18 protein-coding genes are annotated in these 17,254 nt (G+C 61.6%); 12 read left to right on the top strand and 6 right to left on the bottom strand.

The window, feature by feature from the left end; genetic code table 11:
* Positions 1-927: 927 nt before the first annotated feature.
* Entirely contained in the window at positions 928-2,523 is a 1,596-nt protein-coding gene (locus QM600_RS18265) for an amidohydrolase (protein WP_283262911.1), read from the bottom strand.
* Positions 2,520-3,488 (bottom strand): DMT family transporter, encoded by a 969-nt coding sequence (locus tag QM600_RS18260; protein WP_283262910.1) that lies wholly within the window; start codon positions 3,486-3,488, stop codon positions 2,520-2,522. Before QM600_RS18260 ends, QM600_RS18265 begins: the two co-directional genes overlap by 4 nt.
* Before the next feature lie 52 nt (positions 3,489-3,540).
* Here QM600_RS18260 and QM600_RS18255 point away from each other — a divergent pair, with 52 nt between their 5' ends.
* The gene (locus tag QM600_RS18255) at positions 3,541-4,098 is read left to right on the top strand and encodes a TetR/AcrR family transcriptional regulator (protein ID WP_283262909.1); all 558 of its coding nucleotides are present in this window, start codon (positions 3,541-3,543) and stop codon (positions 4,096-4,098) included.
* A gap of 85 nt (positions 4,099-4,183) precedes the next feature.
* Here the strand turns inward: QM600_RS18255 and QM600_RS18250 are convergent, their stop codons facing one another.
* On the bottom strand, positions 4,184-4,528 hold the full coding sequence (locus tag QM600_RS18250) for a carboxymuconolactone decarboxylase family protein (protein WP_283262907.1): 345 nt from the start codon (positions 4,526-4,528) through the stop codon (positions 4,184-4,186).
* A gap of 217 nt (positions 4,529-4,745) precedes the next feature.
* On the opposite strand from QM600_RS18250, the gene QM600_RS18245 reads away from it, so the two are divergent.
* Positions 4,746-5,933, top strand: a complete 1,188-nt coding sequence (locus tag QM600_RS18245; protein WP_283262906.1) for an RNA-guided endonuclease InsQ/TnpB family protein — start codon at positions 4,746-4,748, stop codon at positions 5,931-5,933.
* 22 nt (positions 5,934-5,955) lie between these two features.
* Here QM600_RS18245 and QM600_RS18240 read toward each other — a convergent pair whose 3' ends face one another.
* Genes QM600_RS18240 through QM600_RS18230 form a run of 3 tightly spaced genes read right to left on the bottom strand, consistent with a single transcriptional unit; the run spans position 5,956 to position 7,162 of the window.
* The gene (locus QM600_RS18240) at positions 5,956-6,390 is read right to left on the bottom strand and encodes a hypothetical protein (RefSeq protein WP_283262905.1); all 435 of its coding nucleotides are present in this window, start codon (positions 6,388-6,390) and stop codon (positions 5,956-5,958) included.
* 3 nt (positions 6,391-6,393) lie between these two features.
* Positions 6,394-6,561 (bottom strand): hypothetical protein, encoded by a 168-nt coding sequence (locus tag QM600_RS18235; protein ID WP_283262904.1) that lies wholly within the window; start codon positions 6,559-6,561, stop codon positions 6,394-6,396.
* Complete coding sequence (locus QM600_RS18230; RefSeq protein WP_283262939.1) at positions 6,548-7,162, bottom strand: TetR/AcrR family transcriptional regulator; 615 nt, start codon at positions 7,160-7,162, stop codon at positions 6,548-6,550. Before QM600_RS18230 ends, QM600_RS18235 begins: the two co-directional genes overlap by 14 nt.
* 294 nt (positions 7,163-7,456) lie before the next feature.
* Here QM600_RS18230 and QM600_RS18225 point away from each other — a divergent pair, with 294 nt between their 5' ends.
* The 10 genes from QM600_RS18225 to QM600_RS18180 all read left to right on the top strand — a co-directional run bounded on the left by QM600_RS18225 (position 7,457) and on the right by QM600_RS18180 (position 17,168).
* Positions 7,457-8,689: a cytochrome P450 gene (locus QM600_RS18225; RefSeq protein ID WP_283262903.1), complete on the top strand. Its 1,233-nt coding sequence runs from the start codon at positions 7,457-7,459 to the stop codon at positions 8,687-8,689.
* A gap of 28 nt (positions 8,690-8,717) precedes the next feature.
* Positions 8,718-9,533 (top strand): SDR family oxidoreductase, encoded by an 816-nt coding sequence (locus tag QM600_RS18220; RefSeq protein WP_283262902.1) that lies wholly within the window; start codon positions 8,718-8,720, stop codon positions 9,531-9,533.
* A 15-nt stretch (positions 9,534-9,548) separates the two neighbouring features.
* Positions 9,549-10,916: an aldehyde dehydrogenase family protein gene (locus QM600_RS18215; protein WP_283262901.1), complete on the top strand. Its 1,368-nt coding sequence runs from the start codon at positions 9,549-9,551 to the stop codon at positions 10,914-10,916.
* 135 nt (positions 10,917-11,051) lie between these two features.
* Positions 11,052-12,017 carry a pirin family protein gene (locus QM600_RS18210; protein WP_283262900.1) on the top strand — a complete coding sequence of 322 codons (966 nt, stop codon included), beginning with the start codon at positions 11,052-11,054 and terminating at the stop codon, positions 12,015-12,017.
* Position 12,018: 1 nt separating this feature from the next.
* Positions 12,019-12,765, top strand: a complete 747-nt coding sequence (locus tag QM600_RS18205; RefSeq protein ID WP_283262899.1) for a pirin family protein — start codon at positions 12,019-12,021, stop codon at positions 12,763-12,765.
* 43 nt (positions 12,766-12,808) lie between these two features.
* Entirely contained in the window at positions 12,809-13,573 is a 765-nt protein-coding gene (locus QM600_RS18200) for a pirin family protein (RefSeq protein WP_283262897.1), read from the top strand.
* 44 nt (positions 13,574-13,617) lie between these two features.
* Positions 13,618-14,541 (top strand): PaaI family thioesterase, encoded by a 924-nt coding sequence (locus QM600_RS18195; RefSeq protein ID WP_283262896.1) that lies wholly within the window; start codon positions 13,618-13,620, stop codon positions 14,539-14,541.
* A 62-nt stretch (positions 14,542-14,603) separates the two neighbouring features.
* Positions 14,604-15,617: a peptidase associated/transthyretin-like domain-containing protein gene (locus QM600_RS18190; protein WP_283262895.1), complete on the top strand. Its 1,014-nt coding sequence runs from the start codon at positions 14,604-14,606 to the stop codon at positions 15,615-15,617.
* Between the two features lie 124 nt (positions 15,618-15,741).
* Positions 15,742-16,215 (top strand): Rv1352/Rv1906c domain-containing protein, encoded by a 474-nt coding sequence (locus tag QM600_RS18185; RefSeq protein ID WP_283262893.1) that lies wholly within the window; start codon positions 15,742-15,744, stop codon positions 16,213-16,215.
* Positions 16,216-16,310: 95 nt separating this feature from the next.
* Entirely contained in the window at positions 16,311-17,168 is an 858-nt protein-coding gene (locus QM600_RS18180) for a type IV toxin-antitoxin system AbiEi family antitoxin domain-containing protein (protein ID WP_283262892.1), read from the top strand.
* Positions 17,169-17,254 lie beyond the last annotated feature (86 nt).

Raw genomic sequence — 17,254 nt, 5'->3', positions numbered from 1 at the left:
ACGTTGCGGAAAGCTTTCGAGCCGAACCACTATCCCTGTATGCCCTCGCTCATACATAGCCAGCAATTTGCATCGGATCAATTTCTACCACACGTTTCAACTTATGTGTCAGCTTTTCTGGTCAGATGTTCAGTTGCCCTGCGAATGACCGACGCGGGGAGTTTCAGTCCGCTAACCAGGAAGGTAAGAAATAGTTAGCTATGCGTCATAACTAATTCACCGAAGAAAGAAAAATCGGTAACGAACCGAGTCGCCGTTTCGATTGACATAATCGAACAGTTAACAAACTTTTGGTTTGTTTCAATGACATAGTCCGTACTTCAATCCCGAGCGTAGCGACATTTCAGCAAACAGACAGGCCGTCGAACTGACGCCTACCAGGGCACCCCTGCCGGCCGGCACTACCTACGCGTCTTCGCTGTCACAGCACGCTGCCGCGTAGTCGTAGCGGCACACGGCCTCCGGCAGACGACTACCGGCAACACTCGCAACTCAATTGCATGCGGCCATGATTCACGATCGAAGAATTACCCTGACTCCAATTAGCCTGAAGATAAACGCAATTTAGCGAACCTCATTCGACCAATAGCCAATTCCATTGAGCATCAGATTCAATGGCCAGATCGAATCGACAAGTCTCGCCGTCGAAGCACATCGCCACGTACGGAAAATTCGAGCTTATCGACGGAGAAGTGTCGACGTCCAGGGTGGGATCGCCCCACAACCGGCGACGCGCACTGACAATGCACACAGGACGATTGCAGGAATCGTCCTTACGGAATCTGCACTCCACCAACAGATTTGTCCGAAGTGTCAACACTCGGCCATTTGCCACGATTGTCCATCTCGGGCTAAAATGCGGCCATCGCCGCCGACGCGTTCTCCTCGGGCGCGGCAATTATCACGCCCGAGGAGAAGGGCGAGGAACTACGCCTCGAAGATCGTGTCGCCGCCGACAACAGTACGAAGAACCTTCAGTGCCGAAAGGTCACCTTCATTACCGTCCAACGGATCTCCTTCGAGCACAACAAAATCCGCCAAAAGTCCTACGGCTATCCGACCTTTGTCGGTTGCCTCACCCGTAATACGCGCGGCGGAACTTGTGTAGCCGGACAACGCAACGTACGCGCTCACCCGCTGATCGGCGCCCAGAACGTGGCCTTCACGGGTTACCCGGTGTACAGCTGTGTTCATGGTGAAGAGTGGATTGACCGGAGTAACCGGGCAATCACAATGCAGGCCAAAGGGAAGACCGGCAGCAACAACAGATGCCACGGGACTGATCCGCTCGCCGCGCCCCGGACCCAGGAAACGATCACGATGGCGATCGCCCCAGTAGTAGACGTGATTGACAAAAATCGATGCCACGACGCCCAATTCGACCATCCGAGAAATCTGATCGTCACGCAGCGTTTGTACGTGCTCGAGGCGATGCGCGATATCAATCTCAGGGTGCGCAGCCTGTGCCGCCTCAATCGCGTCGAGCGCAAAGTCGATGGCCTGATCACCGTTCGTGTGGATAGCGACCTGCCGTCCCGCAGCATGATGCTCGTCAACCAGCACATTGAGTGAGCCCGACGGAATAGCCATTCCGCCGCAATGGCAACCACCCAGATCGTGGTACGGCTTGGTCAATGCCGCAGTGTGCAACTGAATCGAACCGTCCGAAATCAGCTTCACACCACCCACATTCACCAAGGCGGTCGGTTCGGGAATCTCACCCAACTGATCATGCACCCCATGACCGAGGTACAAGCGCGCACGCAGACGCAGCTCACCCACCTCGTCGAGTTCACGGTAGGTGTCGTACATCTCCGCCGTGACATACATGTCGTGGAAGCTCGTCACGCCCACCGATGCCATGACGCTCTGAGCACGCAGTACCGCGAGCTTGGAAGCATCGCCGTCCATGGCCGGGGTCAGGTGATGCACCAGGGACATTGCCGGCACTTCGCACAGTTCGCCGGTCGGAACGCCGTCGGCGTCGCGGACGATGACACCGCCCTCCGGATCGACCGTCGTAGCATCGATACCGGACTTCTCCAAAGCGAAGGAGTTGACATAGACGCCATGGGCAGACAAGTGCCGCACCAAGATCGGATGCTTCGTCGACGCCCGGTCCAGATCAGCCGTTGTCAATCCCCGGTCTTCGGCAACCAGGCTGTCGTCGAATCCCCACGCCTGGACAAGTTCGCCGGCCGGCGTTGTCGCCGCACGCGCACTCAGCGCGGCTACGACCGCCTCGATCGTGGGGCACGCACCCGTCGTCGCTTCGACGTCACCGAGCATCATCCCCCACATGATCGGGTGCAGGTGCGTCTCGATGAATCCGGGAACAACCACTGCCCCGGCCAAATCCACAACCGGTACGTCAGGGCCGGCCAATGCAGTGATCTCGGCGTCGGATCCGAGCGCCACGAATCTGCCGTCCTTGGCGGCAAGAGCCGTCGACGCACCAACGGTGTCGTCGTCCATGGTTTTGATGTTGCCGTTGATGTAGATACGGTCGGCCGCCAAAGTCATGCCTTTATCTCCGTTCGTTGTCCGACACCAGGCGTCGGCGATTTCACTGCAGGCTGGCGCGTCGCGACAACCACTCCGGCAAGAATCAACACCGCACCCACAATCTGCACGATGCTGGGAATCTGAGAAAGAAGGACGGCGCCGAACAGCAATGCCGACGCCGATTGCAATACCAGGCTGGCAGCGATATTTCCCGCCGGCAGGCGCTGGCTGGCACTCGCTACCAACAGCCAGCCCACTACCTGAGAAACCAAGGCCAACAGAATGAGCCAACCTTGCGCCGCCAAAGGTGGTGCAAGATCAAGAGTTCCGGTGACCACACCGAACAATCCGGCCGTCGCACCGGTGGCCGCAGTGGAGACCAGCATCGGCAGCCCAGTCCTACCGGCAGCACGCGTCGCCAAGCCCATCATGAAGATGTACACGGCATAGGCTCCCGCCGCGATGACAGCAAAGGAAGCACCGACCGCCGGGTTGGCTCCAGTCAGCGAGGTACTCATTCCCGCGACAAGTGCAACGCCGACAAAGAGCAGAGGCATGCTCGTCAGGAGTTCCCGAGTGATGCGCTGTCGCAGAACCACGTACCCGAGGATAGCCACGAATACCACCTGCAGGTTCAGCAGAACCGTCGACAAACCTGCGCCGATCGAGTGAATCGCCTCGTGCCAGAGAACCAGATCGATTCCCAGGAATACTCCGGCAACTACGGCCTTGATCACCCACCCGCCACTCGACGGATGTGCCGACGGGCGCCGTCGTTGCACGAGGACCACGATCACGAGCGGGATCAAGGCGTAAAGGCACCGAAAGAACGCGCCGGTCGCGGGCGAAGTGCCGGACAGGTCGTACAGGATTGACGTCATCCCCAGGATGGTGGCGCCGGTGACAACTACCTGCAGATCTCGGCGCCGTTGCGAATCGCCGGTTCCAGCGGCAGCAGCCCCCGAAGATACATCATCACTCATGGTGATAAACTATCACCTAGATGCCGCTGCCCCCACAAGGGAAGATGTACTGATGAGAATCCCGGTCACCCGCGAACGCATCATCGCCACCGCCGCCGAACTCGTGGACAGTCGCGGCCCCGACGCCCTGGTTCTCAGTCAACTCGCCGAAACTCTCGACGTCCGTCAGTCAGCTCTCTACAAGCATGTGGACGGTGTCGACGACGTCCAACATCGACTCAGCCTGCTCGCGCGTCACATGCTCGCCGAACACCTCCGCGCCGCTGCCGTCGGACTCGCCAAGGACGACGCGGTCTTCGCGCTCGCCGACGCGTGGCGCGGTTTCGTCCGCACCCACCCCGGCCTGTACGCCATCACCGACCGCTACCCCACCGCCCCGCACGCCGACCTCGTGGCCGCCGTCGGCGAGGTGGTCGACGTCATCAACCGCGTCATCGCGGGCTACGGACTGAGCGACGACGATTCCGAGCAGGCCGCGTGGTCCCTGCGCAGCGCCCTCCACGGCTTCTGTGTACTGGAAGCTCAAGAAGGCCATCCCGCCGGAGCCGATCCCGACCGCACCTATCGGCGCTTGGTCGAACTCCTGTGTGCGGGCATCGCCCGGATGTAGCTGGGACATTCCGACAACGCCACGGCATGGTTGGACGCGGCCGTGCTGATCGCGCTGGTCGCCGTAGCGGTTCTGGCCTTGGTCGTTAGACCCTCTCGCGGAAATCCAACCCGAAGGTGACGATTCCTTCCACGTCCACGTCATAGATTTCCACGCCTTCGGCAACATGCGGGGTATCCGAACCAAATGCGACTGCCACCTTCGAACTTGCATTTCTGGTCATATCCAGCACAAGTTCGACGGCCTCCGCAGGCGAGAACTGTTCACGTACTGCAGCAATCACGTCGACCGGGACGAAGCCGGGCTGCCACACCATCGCATCGGCCAACGAAAGTGCAGCCTTGTGACGAGGCGACAAACCACTGTTCGCATAGTTGTCCACCTTGTCGAAGAGCGCCTCATCCGCGCCGGCTTCCAGCGCAGAGTTCATCAGCAAGATCGGCGGAAACCTGGCCCTTCAGGGCCGGGAGGAAGCCGCTCGGGATTGCGCAGAAACCGCGGGGTGCGGGTGTGACTGGTTCGGGGTGTCGTGCTGTTCGTGGGACGTAGACACAACTGCGACTGTGTCGGATTCGGATTCGCGTCGGACCCCCATGCAATGATCTGTCGTATCGGGTTGTGGGGTCCGGTGCGAACACTTTTTTGGGGTGGTGGTGAAAGTGAAGCGGATCGTGATGATCAAACTCGCCGTCACCGACGAGCAAGCTGCCGCCTTGAAGCAGACACTGCTCACCTGCAACCGTGCAGCAGATTTCGTTTCCGATGTCGCTCAACAATCCTCTGATCGTCGCGCGTTCACGCTGCACCATTCGGTGTACACCCAGATCAAGTTGCTCGGGTTGTCGGCGCAGCCAGCGGTCCGGGTGATCAAAAAGGTGTCCGACGCCTACACCGCGCGGTCGGCGAATCTCAAAGCCGGAAACTACGGACGGGTCGGGTCGAAACGGTATGTGTCAGTGGCGGATACCGCAGTTCACTTCCGGCCGTTGTCGGCGCAACCGTTCGACGACCGGTGCCTGTCCTGGCAACTCGATTCCTCGACCGTCTCCATCTGGACCACCTCGGGCCGGATGAAGGGTGTGCCCTTCGCATGCGCGCCCTGGCAACAGAAACTTCTGACGGACCGCAAAGGCGAATCCGATCTCGTTTTCCGCGACGGCAATTTCTATCTGTATGCGACCGTTGATCAACCCTCCCCGACACCTGTCGTACCGGCGAAAGATCCGGTGGCTGGTTGGGTGGGAGTGGATTTGGGGATCGTGAACCTCGCGGTCACCACCGACGACGACCCTGCTGAGCTCGACGTCCGGTGGTCCGGCGGCGCGGTCACCGCGCGCCGTAAGAAGAACCTAGTGATGCGGACGGCCCTGCAGAAGGTCGGAACGAAGTCCGCGAAGCGGAAGTTGAAGACTCGGCGACGGAAGGAACATCGGTTCGCCACCGACATCAACCATCAACTGTCGAAAACAATTGTCGCTCAGGCACAACGCACCGACCGCGGTATCGCGATAGAAGACCTATCGGGGATCCGCGATCGGGTACGGCTGGCCAAGAAACAACGAGCACAGGTGCATAGCTGGGCATACTCCCAGTTGCGCAACTTCGTCGACTACAAAGCGGAGATGGCGGGGGTGCCGGTGGCGGTGATCAACCCGCGAAACACGTCCCGTACCTGCTCGCAGTGTGGGTTCTGTGATGTCAAGAATCGTCGCAGTCAATCGGTGTTCGTGTGCCGGGAGTGTGGGTGGGCGGGGCATGCGGACCATAATGCTGCCCTCAACATTGCCGCGCTCGGGCATGAGAAGTATTGGGTCGCTCAGTCAACCGGCCTATAGCAGCCACCGCCCTAGCATCCAGTTAGGTTGGTGAGCAGCAAACCTGGCCCTTCAGGGCCGGGTAGTTGATTCGAAGAGATTTGCACAACCGGCAATTATGCTGGCGGGCTTGGCGGAATCGCACCAGTTCCGTGGTGACAGGATCGAGATTCCGCAACCGCGCCACGCCGCGTGAGAAAACGGCGGTCTCCACCGACAATTCGGATTCTAGCCACTCCTGCGGCGTCGGCCATACCTCAGCAGGCGGACCGAACAACAGTTCCAGAACGTGCAGCAGTCGCGGAACCCAGTCCGCAACATACACACCGAAGACGAATTCCTTGGCTGCGCCGCCTAACTCGTTCATCATTGCCGCGCGCAAGGCGTCGTCGACGTTCGAGACGTCGATACTGAACTGTTCCGCAAAGCCCCGCGCAGACGAATCCGGCGCGATCTCGATCGGCGACGGTACCGGCAAAGCCTACAGCCTCAGGGCCTCGGCGCACGTTGTGCGGGCTAGCGTGCCGAGAACACCCGGACTGGTGAAGATCATGCGATGCAGAATCTCCGACGCCTCCGGGGCGTAACGGCGAAGCACCACCGCCGCATCGTCGTTGCTCCAACGTTGTTGCTGCTCAGTGACGTCCATAGATCGTACCCACCCATACTTCACTCAGGGCCTGCGTTGCCGCAGCCACGTCGGTCGATTTCTGATCACCGATCCAGTAGCGATTACCCAGACGGACGATGCTCTCGAGGAGAATGAGGGCAACCATCCGACTGTCCGCGCCCACCGGGGCCCGCGCCGCTGCACGTTCCGAGTCGATCACTGCTGCAACGGGTTCCACAAAACCCTCCAGCCCGTTGTTCCAGAGGTCATCGACCCCGGGATCGGATGCCCGGGCATCTCGCATCGCCCGAAACAGGTGTGGGTGACGCATCCAGGTATCCCGAACCGCGCAGATCATCTGTTCGACCTGTCCGGCCGGGTCGGCAGCACCACCGGAATAGATGGCAGACGCCGCTGCCACCTCTTCGTCCACAACCTTGCTGAGTTCGCTGACGGCGGCAGCTTTGTTCTCGAAATAGAAGTAAAACGCCGATCGTGTGACACCGGCAGCTTTGGAGATGTCGCGGACATTGAGTTCGTTGAGAGTTGTTGTCTCCAAAAGATTTTCCAGGGCACGCAGAATAGACTCGCGACGAAGTTCACCCTTGTCTGATCTCCCGGCCTCAACGCCGTCTCGCACTGCCGAATCCACATTCCACCTTCATCAGACCAGTCAAGTGAGCCAGACCACATCGTAGGCACAGTTTTGACACGTGTCAATAGTGCTGGATTCGACCCGTCCGCCACTCGAAAAGCCTCAGTCCCGCTCACCGGGAATGCCCATGTTGCCGCTGCGTCAAATGCGGTTTTCTCTCCACTATTCACATCCGGGAAGTTGCAAATCTGCACTGCACCTAGATATTTCGATTCACTCACTGCCCGCCGCGGCGTCTCGACACAACCGTGCGGTTCAACCAGAGTCAAAGGAATCACCGTGACCAATACAGCGCCGCCCGTCACTGAACACCCCGCCGCCCCGTTCCCGTGGCCGCGTCCCCCGATCGACCCGCCGGCGGAGTACCAGTGGCTGCGGGAAAACGCCCCAATCTCCCGCGTCGACCTCATCGGCGGCGAAAAGGCCTGGCTCATCACCCGTTACGACGACGTGCGCTCCATCCTGTCCGACCCTCGCGTAAGTGCAGACAGCCGCAACCCCGGATACCCCCGGTTCGGCGCACCACAAGAACCCGAAGACCAGCGCCTCTTCCTGCGCATGGACGGCGCCGAGCACGAGATCTTCCGAAATCTGCTCTCCAAGAACTTCACCCTCACCGCTATGAAGAAGATCCGTCCGGCATTGCAGGAACTCGTCGACACCACGATCGACGAGATGCTCGCTCAGCCCGAAGGCCAGACGGACTTCGTGAAGTCGCTTGCCCTCCCCATCCCCAGCACCGTTCTGAGCTGGATCCTGGGTGTACACGCCGAAGACCGCGCATTCTTCAACAAGGCCGCCGACGAGGCCTTGATGGCCAATGACCTCACCAACCCCGACGCTATGGGCCGCGCTATCGCCGCCATGAACGATCTACGCGGCTACATTCGCAAGATCGCGAACGAGCGTGCAGAGCTTGATGATCCGGGCGACGATATCATCGGTCAGCTTGTTGCCGCCGAGCGCGCCGGAACCATCACAATGATGGACGTCGAGAACTCCGGCTTCCTGCTCATCATCGCCGGCCACGACACCACCACCAACATGACCGCCCTCGGCATGTACACCCTGCTCCAGCACCCCGAGCAGTGGGCGCAGATGCAGGAGAACCCGGCACTGGTCCGCAACGCCGTCGAAGAACTCCTGCGCTACCTGACCGTCGTTCACCTGGTCATCCTCCGATGCTCCACCGAGGACATAGAAATCGGCGGCGTCACCATCCCCGCCGGCGAGGCCATCATTCCACTCAACCTCTCCGCCAACCGCGACGACGCCCACTTCCCCGGCGCCGACGCACTGGACATCCACCGAAAAGCGCGCGATCACTTCGCTTTCGGCTACGGAGTCCACCAGTGCATCGGCCAAGCTTTGGCCCGCCTCGAACTGCAGATCATCTTCGAAACCCTCGCTCGCCGCGTACCGACACTCAAGCTCGCCGTCGAACCGGAAGAATTGCAGTTCAAGATGTGGTCCGGAATCAACGGCGTCTTCTCCCTTCCCGTCACCTGGTAGCCCACCCCTCACCTCAGGAGCACTACGCATGATCAGTTTCACCGGCAAAACCGTTGTCCTCACCGGATGTTCGTCCGGCATCGGCGCCGAGGCTGCCACCAAGCTCGCCGCTCTGGGTGCCCACGTCATCGGAGTCGACCGCGTTGCCTCGACCGACGCCTCGATCAGCCAGATGATTGTCGGCGATCTCTCGACCCAGGCAGGCGTCGCGGCAATCGCCGAGCAGATCAACGGCCCCGTCGACGTCCTGATCAACAACGCCGGCGTCGCAGCCACACTGCCATGGCGCACAGTCATGTCGATCAATGCGCTGGCACCGCGGGACCTCACCCGTCTACTCCTGCCCAAGTTCTCCCTCGACCCGGCCGTCGTCACCACCGCGTCGCAAGCCGGATTCATGTGGCAGCAGAGTTTCGGGCGACTCAATACCTTTCTTGCCATTGACAACTGGGACGAAGCACTGGAATCACTCGCAGACTTCCCCGGCGTCGAGGACGTTTGTTACAACCTGTCCAAGGAAGCTGCCATCATCAATGCCGGTAACCTCGCCGTCGACGGCAAGCACATCGGCCTACGATCCAACTCTGTCTCCCCCGGCACCGTCGGGACACCGCTACTGAAGGACTTCACCGCCACCATGGGTGACGCGGCAATCTCCGGCGCCGTCACCTGGGCCGGACGTCATGCCGAGCCCGGTGAGATTGCCGACGCCATCATCTTCCTCGCCTCGTCCGACGCGTCGTGGATCAGCGGGGCCGATATCCCCATCGACGGCGGATTCAGCGCCATGATCTTCCGCTCGTACATCGCACCAGCCATGGCCGCCGCCGGCACCACCGCCTAGTCAGGAGCACTTCTCATGAGCATCGACAACGACCTGATCTCGATCAACCCCGCCACGCTGGAAGAGGTGGGACGCACCCCGGTCACCACCGTGGCCGAACTCGACGCGAAAGCTGTTGCCGCCCAATCGGCATTCCAGAGCTGGCGCACCTCGCGGAGCGTCCGGCAGGGCATGCTCGCCGCGTGCTCCTACGAACTGATGCGGCAGAGTTCCGCGATCTCGGCGCTCCTCACCTCCGAGCAGGGTAAGTCCCTCAGCGACTCGAGCGGTGAAGTCTGGATCTCGGCCCGCTGCCTCGCGCACTTCGCTCGTCTCGACTGGGCCGACGAATCACCAGCACCAGAATCGCCGATCCGCGAAGCACGAATTCAGCACCGGCCCTTGGGCGTCGTCGCAGCCATCGTGCCGTGGAACTTTCCGATCTTCCTGATGATGGCCAAGATCGCGCCCGCACTGGCCGCCGGTAACACGGTGCTGGTCAAACCGGCCGAGTCGGTGTCACTGGTTGTCGGCGAGGTTGTCCGCATCCTGCAGACCATTCTTCCCGAAGGCGTCCTCGACATCGTCTACGGCGGACCCGATACGGGCAAGGCCCTGATCGAGCATCCCGCCGTGCGCAAGGTGTCGTTCACCGGTTCCACCGGCGTCGGCAAGGCAATCATGAAGCAGGCCGCCGAGACCATCACGCCGGTCACCCTCGAATTGGGCGGCAATGATCCCGCGATCATTCTCGACAGCGCAGATATCAACTACGCTGCGGGCTTCTTGGCGCACTCCGCATTCTTCAACAGCGGGCAGATGTGCATCGCACCCAAACGCGCGTACGTTCCCGCAGACAAGGTCGACGCCTTCTGTGCCACCTTCGCCGCCGTCATGTCGACGATGGTGGTGGGAGACGGCGCAGTACCCGGCACCACCGTCGGCCCCCTGCACAACGCAGCGCAACTCGAATACGTGCAAGGACTGCTGGACAAAGCCCGCGCCGACGGAGCCGACATCACCGGCGGCGAACGGATCACCACCCTGCCCGGTTACTTCATGGAGCCTGCGCTGGTGCGCGGGGTCGACGACAACAGCGACATCGTCAAGTTCGAACAGTTCGGCCTGGCATTCCCCGTGGTCGCCTACACCGATGTCGACGACGTCGTCGCAACCCTTAACAGCCAGGAATTCGGTCTCGGCGCCTCGGTCTGGGGCGAGCAGTCCGCCGCCGTCGAGATCGCTGAGCAGATCGACGCAGGCCAGGTGTGGGTCAACACCCACAACGCACTGGAGGTGGAACTCCCCTTCGGCGGCGTGAAGAGTAGTGGCTTCGGCCGCGAAGGTGGCGAGGCCGGTGTCCACGATTTCCTGGAGACGCGGGTGCTGAGTATCAAGTTCTGACCTGATCGTGAAGGGTTTCGTTCGCTGAGCGAGCGAAATCCTTCACAATCGTCGCCGGGAATATCTTCTGTTCGACATTGTTGACTCCTCATGAGATAGTTGAACAGTCAACTACTTGAGCACGAGGAGAACGACATGCCTGCTGTAACAGTCGAGAACATCCTGGCCCTGCCCCGCCTCGACGAGTCGGCAGCGTCGGCAGTCGACCGCCCAGTCAAGAGCATCACCACCGCGCCGGTCGGATACGAAGGCGAAGGCTTCCCCGTACACCGCGCATTCGCCGGCATCGATCTCTCGGCACTCGACCCCTTCATTCACATGGACCAGATGGGCGAGGTCAACTACGCACCCGGTGAACCCAAGGGCACCCCGTGGCACCCGCACCGCGGCTTCGAAACCGTCACCTACATGATCGACGGCATCATGGAGCACCAGGACTCCAACGGCGGCGGCGGCGTGATCAGCGGCGGCGACACTCAGTGGATGACCGCCGGCGGCGGCATCCTCCACATCGAAACTCCCCCGGAGCACCTCGTCCTCAGCGGCGGCCTGTTCCACGGCGTCCAACTGTGGGTGAATCTGCCCCGAGACAACAAGATGGCAGCACCGCGCTACCAGGACATCACCGGCAGCAAGGTTGCACTGCTCTCGTCCCACGACGGCGGCGCACTCGTACGCGTCATCGCCGGAGAAATCGCCGGACATGCCGGACCTGGTTCGACCTACACGCCGATCGCCCTGTCCCACACGACGATTGCACCCGGCGCCAGCGTCACCCTGCCGTGGAACCCGGACTTCAATGCCATCGTCTACGTTCTTGCCGGTGAGGGTACCGTCGGCGCCGAGCGTCGGCCCGTTCGCGCCGGACAGACAACCGTCTTCGGACGCGGCGACTCCATCACCATCGCAGCCTCCGATCGCCAGGACTCCCGGACCGAATCGCTCGAGGTCTTCATCCTGGGCGGCAAGCCGATCCGCGAGCCCATCGCCATGGCCGGACCGTTCGTCATGAACACCAAGTCCGAGGTCATGCAGGCCTTCGAGGACTACCAGGCCGGACGCCTCGGCTCCATCCCGGCAGCTCACGAAACACTGAGCTGACATGTCATCGGCAGTGGTTCAGCGTGCGCACGAACGTGCGCACCTGAACTACGGCTGGCTCACGTCGCGTCACAGCTTCCCCTTCGCCGGAAACTTCGACCACACCGCGTACGCGCACGGACTTCTGCTGGTCAACAACGACGACATCATCGGCGTCGGCAACGGTTTCGACACCCATCAACATCTCGACACCGAAATCGTGACGTGGGTGCTCAGCGGTTCCCTGGTCCACCAGGATTCAGCCGGGCACACCGGCGTCATCCACCGCGGACTCGCGCAACGAATGAGCGCGGGAACCGGAATCCTGCATTCCGAGCGCAACGACACCCGGCGCGCCGACGGTACCCGCGCCACTGAACCGGTCCATATCGTCCAAATGTGGATTCCGCCAGACGAATCCGCGATCACCCCGAGCTATCAGGAGCTCGATGTCAATGCCGAACTCGACGCTGGTGGCTTGATCATATTGGCGTCGGGGATGCCCGCGCACCGCGACCACAGCGCCATCACACTCCATAACAAGTACGCGGCGCTACACGTCGCACGACTCGACGCCGGCGATTCGATAATTCTGCCGGACGCTCCGTATGTCCACGCCTACATTGCCCAAGGTTCTACAACCGTCGAAGACATCGGCCTGCTATCGACCGGAGATTCCTTGCGAATCAAGGGAACCGGAGGTCACCGCATGCGTGCAACCGAATCTGCCGAAGTCCTGATCTGGGAGATGCACGCCGGATTTCGGTGACACCTCGTAGGCTGACGTGATCCAGACCCGAAGGAGAAACGCCATGCCGGCGCTCGCAACCCCACACATCGACGTACACCGATCCGGCGATCGCTTGAAATCCCGCATCTCCTGGCTGGATTCGAAGCACTCCTTCTCCTTCGGACAGCATTACGATCCCGACAACACCCACCACGGCCTTCTCCTCGTCAACAACGACGACACCGTGCTCGCCGGAAGCGGATTCGACACGCACCCACACAAAGACATGGAAATTGTCACGTGGGTGCTCCGCGGTTCACTGGTCCACCAGGACTCCATCGGCCATTCCGGTGTCATCTATCCCGGGCTCGCGCAGCGGATGAGCGCCGGCCGCGGAATCATGCACAGCGAAAAAAACGATTCCTGGCGCCTCGGCGGCCAACAGCATTCCGATCCCGTGCATTTCGTCCAGATGTGGGTGGTCCCCGACGAGGGCGGTCTGACCCCCGGATACGAACAACTCGAAATCGACGACGAACTCCTGCGCGGCGGCCTGATCCCCGTCGCTTCGGGAATGCCTCAGTACAAGGATCATTCGGCCATCCGCATCAACAACAAACATGCGGCTCTGCACGTCGCTCGTATGCACCCCGGTAAGGCTGTGCAACTTCCGAGCGCACCATTCCTGCACGTGTTCGTCGCCGAAGGCACCGTAGAAATGGAAGGCGTCGGGACGCTGTATCAAGGTGACGCGGTGCGCCTGACCTCCTCCGGCGGACAACAATTGACCTCCGAAACCGGAGCAGAAGTCCTCGTCTGGGAAATGCACGCCCGTATCGGTGGTTGAGACCTGCCGCAGTCGGCGCCCAGCACGCCGGTAATACTCGACTGATGAGCATCGACAGCCCCGCACCCACCGTCAAACTTGATCCCCTCAACACCTTGATGAATGTGCGTGCAGCCTCGATAGCACCCGGAGACCTGGCATTCGTCCAGACCATCGGTGGCCGATTCCACGATCATCGCGGCCGTACCGTACTCGGATCCCTCGGAGTCATGATCGACGGCGCCATGGGCGGAGCCGTGTACTCGGGACTCACCTCGGGGCATCAGTCGGTGCTCGCACAGGTCACGGTCAGTGCCGCCGCCGATATCCCCACCACTGGATCCGTCAGTGCCACAGGCGAACTCATACACCTCGACGACGGCGTCGGGCTCGCGTCGGGACAACTCCGCAGCGAAGACAACATCCCACTGGCAGTGATGGCCGGGCGCGCCATGATCGTCTCGCGAGCGCCCGTCGTCGCACCCGACGAATACATTGCCGGCCCAGCCCTCGAGGTGCCGGCGCCCGAAGAAACCAGCGACTTGATCGGCCTGAGCGGATCTGCCGTCGTCGAGGGAATCCTCGCCGGAACAATCAAACGCGGACCACTCGCCGGACTCCTCGACCTCACCCTGACCGAGGTGACCCCCGGTTCCGTCGTCGGCGAACTCGCACCGGTGGAATGGATGGCCAATCCCCTCGGTGCTGTGCAGGGTGGCGTGCTCATCTCCGCCGTCGATGCCATCACCGGACTCGCCGCCCAGACCCTGACCAACGCCGCCCAGGACTACCGCGTCCTCGACCACAAAATCGACTTCCTGCGCTCCCCCGGCATCGGTGGCCCCGTCATGCGCGCCGAAGCCGACGTCATCCGCTCCGGTCGACGGCTCGCACTCATCGAATCGCGCATCGTCGACCACACCGGCCAGGTCTATGTCCGAGCTACCTCCAGCGTCCAAATGCTCTCCCAGGAAGCTCACAGCCAGTAGGCAGGTGCGAACCAGGTCGGTCGTCCACCATTGAAGCAACAGCCCACAATGGAGGTAGACGCGTGAACAAAGAGATCGAAGCGAGCCGACAACGAGTGAGCCGTCGTCGGGCCCTGGCCCTCGGCGGAACCATCAGCTTGGGCGGCCTCATCGCCGCATGCGGCGGAAACAGTGGCAGTACCACCACGTCGACCACTGCGGCGGCATCGACAACCACCGCTTCCGGCTCCTCTGCCGCAGCAGTTGCCTCCAGTAGCTCGGTCACCGCTCTACTTGCCAAGGCACCTCAGTGCGTCATGAGTAAGGAAGAAACTCAGGGCCCCTACTGGTTCGACGTCGACTCCATCCGCAGTGACATCCGCGAAGACCGCCCCGGCACCACCCTGCAGGTCGCCATGCGTGTGCAGGACAACAGCCAGTGCAACGTCGACGGCAGTATCGGTGCCGTCAGCAACGCGGTTGTCGAAATCTGGCATTGCGACGCCGGCGGCGTGTACTCCGGCTTCGAATCCGGATCCGTCAGCGCAAATGGTGGCGGCGCAATGGGCGGTGGCGGCGGAACTCCCCCAACCGGCGGAATGGGTGAACCCCCGTCAGGCGGCGGCATGGGCCAACCCCCGTCAGGCGGCGGCATGGGCCAACCCCCGTCAGGCGGCGGAGGCATGGGTGGCTCGATGGGCGGCTCCGGTGAAACTTCCGACGGCTCCTACAGCGTCGGCGACAGCGAAGCCGCCACCACTGACGACGGCACCTACCTTCGCGGCGCCCAGACCACCGACGCCAACGGCATCGCCCAGTTCACCACTATCTTCCCGGGCTGGTACATGGGCCGCACCACACACATTCACGTCAAGGTGCATATCGACAAGAAGACCGTCCTCACGACGCAGACCTTCTTCGACGAGACCCTCCTCGACGAGGTGTACTCAACCAGTCCGTACAGCGAGCACACCGGCCGCGAGAGCAACACCACCAACGCCAGCGACGGGATCTTCGACCAGACCGGGATCATGACCGTCGAAAAGCAGTCGGACGGCACCTACCTCGCAGTCATCAACCTAGGCATCGACGCCTGACCTGATTGTGAAGGATTTCGTTCGCTGAGCGAGTGAAATCCTTCACAATCAGAGGGCTCCACAAATTTAGACCGACTGGTCCGATAATGTTCGCTAGTCAAGTTTGCGAGCATTGGGAGAATCAGTGAAGAAGAAGTTTGTCGGGGCACTGTTGTGCGCTACATCGGCCGTCGGTTTGGCACTCGCGGGTGGCGGTGTCGCCAACGCCGCCGGCACCTACATCCCCGCCGGCACCGATGGAACCTTCCGCGTCGGCGGCGGTGATGGCCAGATGTTGCCAGGCCTGTGGAGCACTTCCGGTGGCCGCTACTGCTACTGGGAGCGGACGGGCTACGGCCGAGACATCATCGACAACAATTTCGGCGGCGGCGCTGAAACAATCCAAGTGATGTGGGGCGACACAAGTTTCACCACCGACGATTGCGGAGCCTGGGTACGTCACGCTCCGGTTCCCAATCCGATCCCGGGACTTCCGCCTATCGAGGCTGTTGACTACCAGAACATGATGTCTCTACTCGTTCCGCTCGGCGTTGGGTCCGCGGCCGTGGGTTCATCGATGGGTTCATCATTGCTCCCCGCGCTCGTCTACGGAAGCTGATCTGATTCTGAAGGATTTCGTTCGCTGAGCGAGCGAAATCCTTCACGATCAGCAGGCGCATGGAACCTGCTGCCTTGTGCCGCGTCCAAGAAGACATGAACACCAACAAATTCATGGCCGCTCAGGACGGCGTCATCACCCGCGAGCAGGCGATGACCAGTGGCCTCAGCCCCGCCGCAATCTCGAGACGCCTCATCTCCGGCGAATGGACCGCACTCCGGGCCGGGGTCTACCTACGCGAGGATCGCGAACGAACACCCGAAGTGGATTTGCGCAGCGCCGTGTACAGCAGCGGCGGATGCGCGCACGGTTCCTCCGCTGCCTGGTGGCACGGACTACTCACGAAGCCGCCGCGCCAACACTCGGTGACAGTTCCGCTGTCTCGATCCGTCACGTGTGCCGGCGTCCGGGTGCGCCGACGCGACCTCGACCGGCGAGACATCGACAACCGCCGTTCTCTCCTCGTCACCAGCCTGCCGCTATCTGTGCTGGAAGCAGCGGTTTCCATCGAAGGGGGAACGGAGTTGATGGACCGAGCGCTCCAACGCCACACCTCGCTCCCGGCGCTCGAAGCAGCACACCGACGTAACCTCGGCCGCACGGGAAGCGCCGCTGCAGCCCGACTGTTGAAGGCCGCGGGTGAGGGCGGTGAATCCGAAGCGGAACGGATTTTGCACCACCTCTTGCGGCTTCACCGGATTTCGGGTTGGACTGCCCAGTACCGCAGCTGCGGCTACGTCATCGACGTGGCATTTGCCGCTCACGGCCTCGCAATCGAGGTCGACGGCTGGGCCTGGCACCGCGACGTGGATCGGTTCAACGCCGACGCAAACCGTCAGAACACGTTGGTGAACGCGGGCTGGCATGTTCTGCGCTTCACGTGGCATCAGCTGACGCTCACCCCGGACATGGTGGTGGCCCAGATCGCCCAAGCTCTGAGCGGGTCACGGTAGTGAGACTGAGCGGAATGTGATGATCGTGTAAGGATGGAGAAATGACCACGGCTCATCGCTCAGGCATCGACCTCACCCACCTCGAC

The sequence above is a fragment of the Rhodococcus sp. IEGM 1379 genome (genome assembly GCF_030056815.1).
Classification (GTDB): domain Bacteria; phylum Actinomycetota; class Actinomycetes; order Mycobacteriales; family Mycobacteriaceae; genus Rhodococcus_F.
Note: the sequence above shows the minus strand (reverse complement) of the source record. Positions and strands in the feature narration are given on the sequence as shown.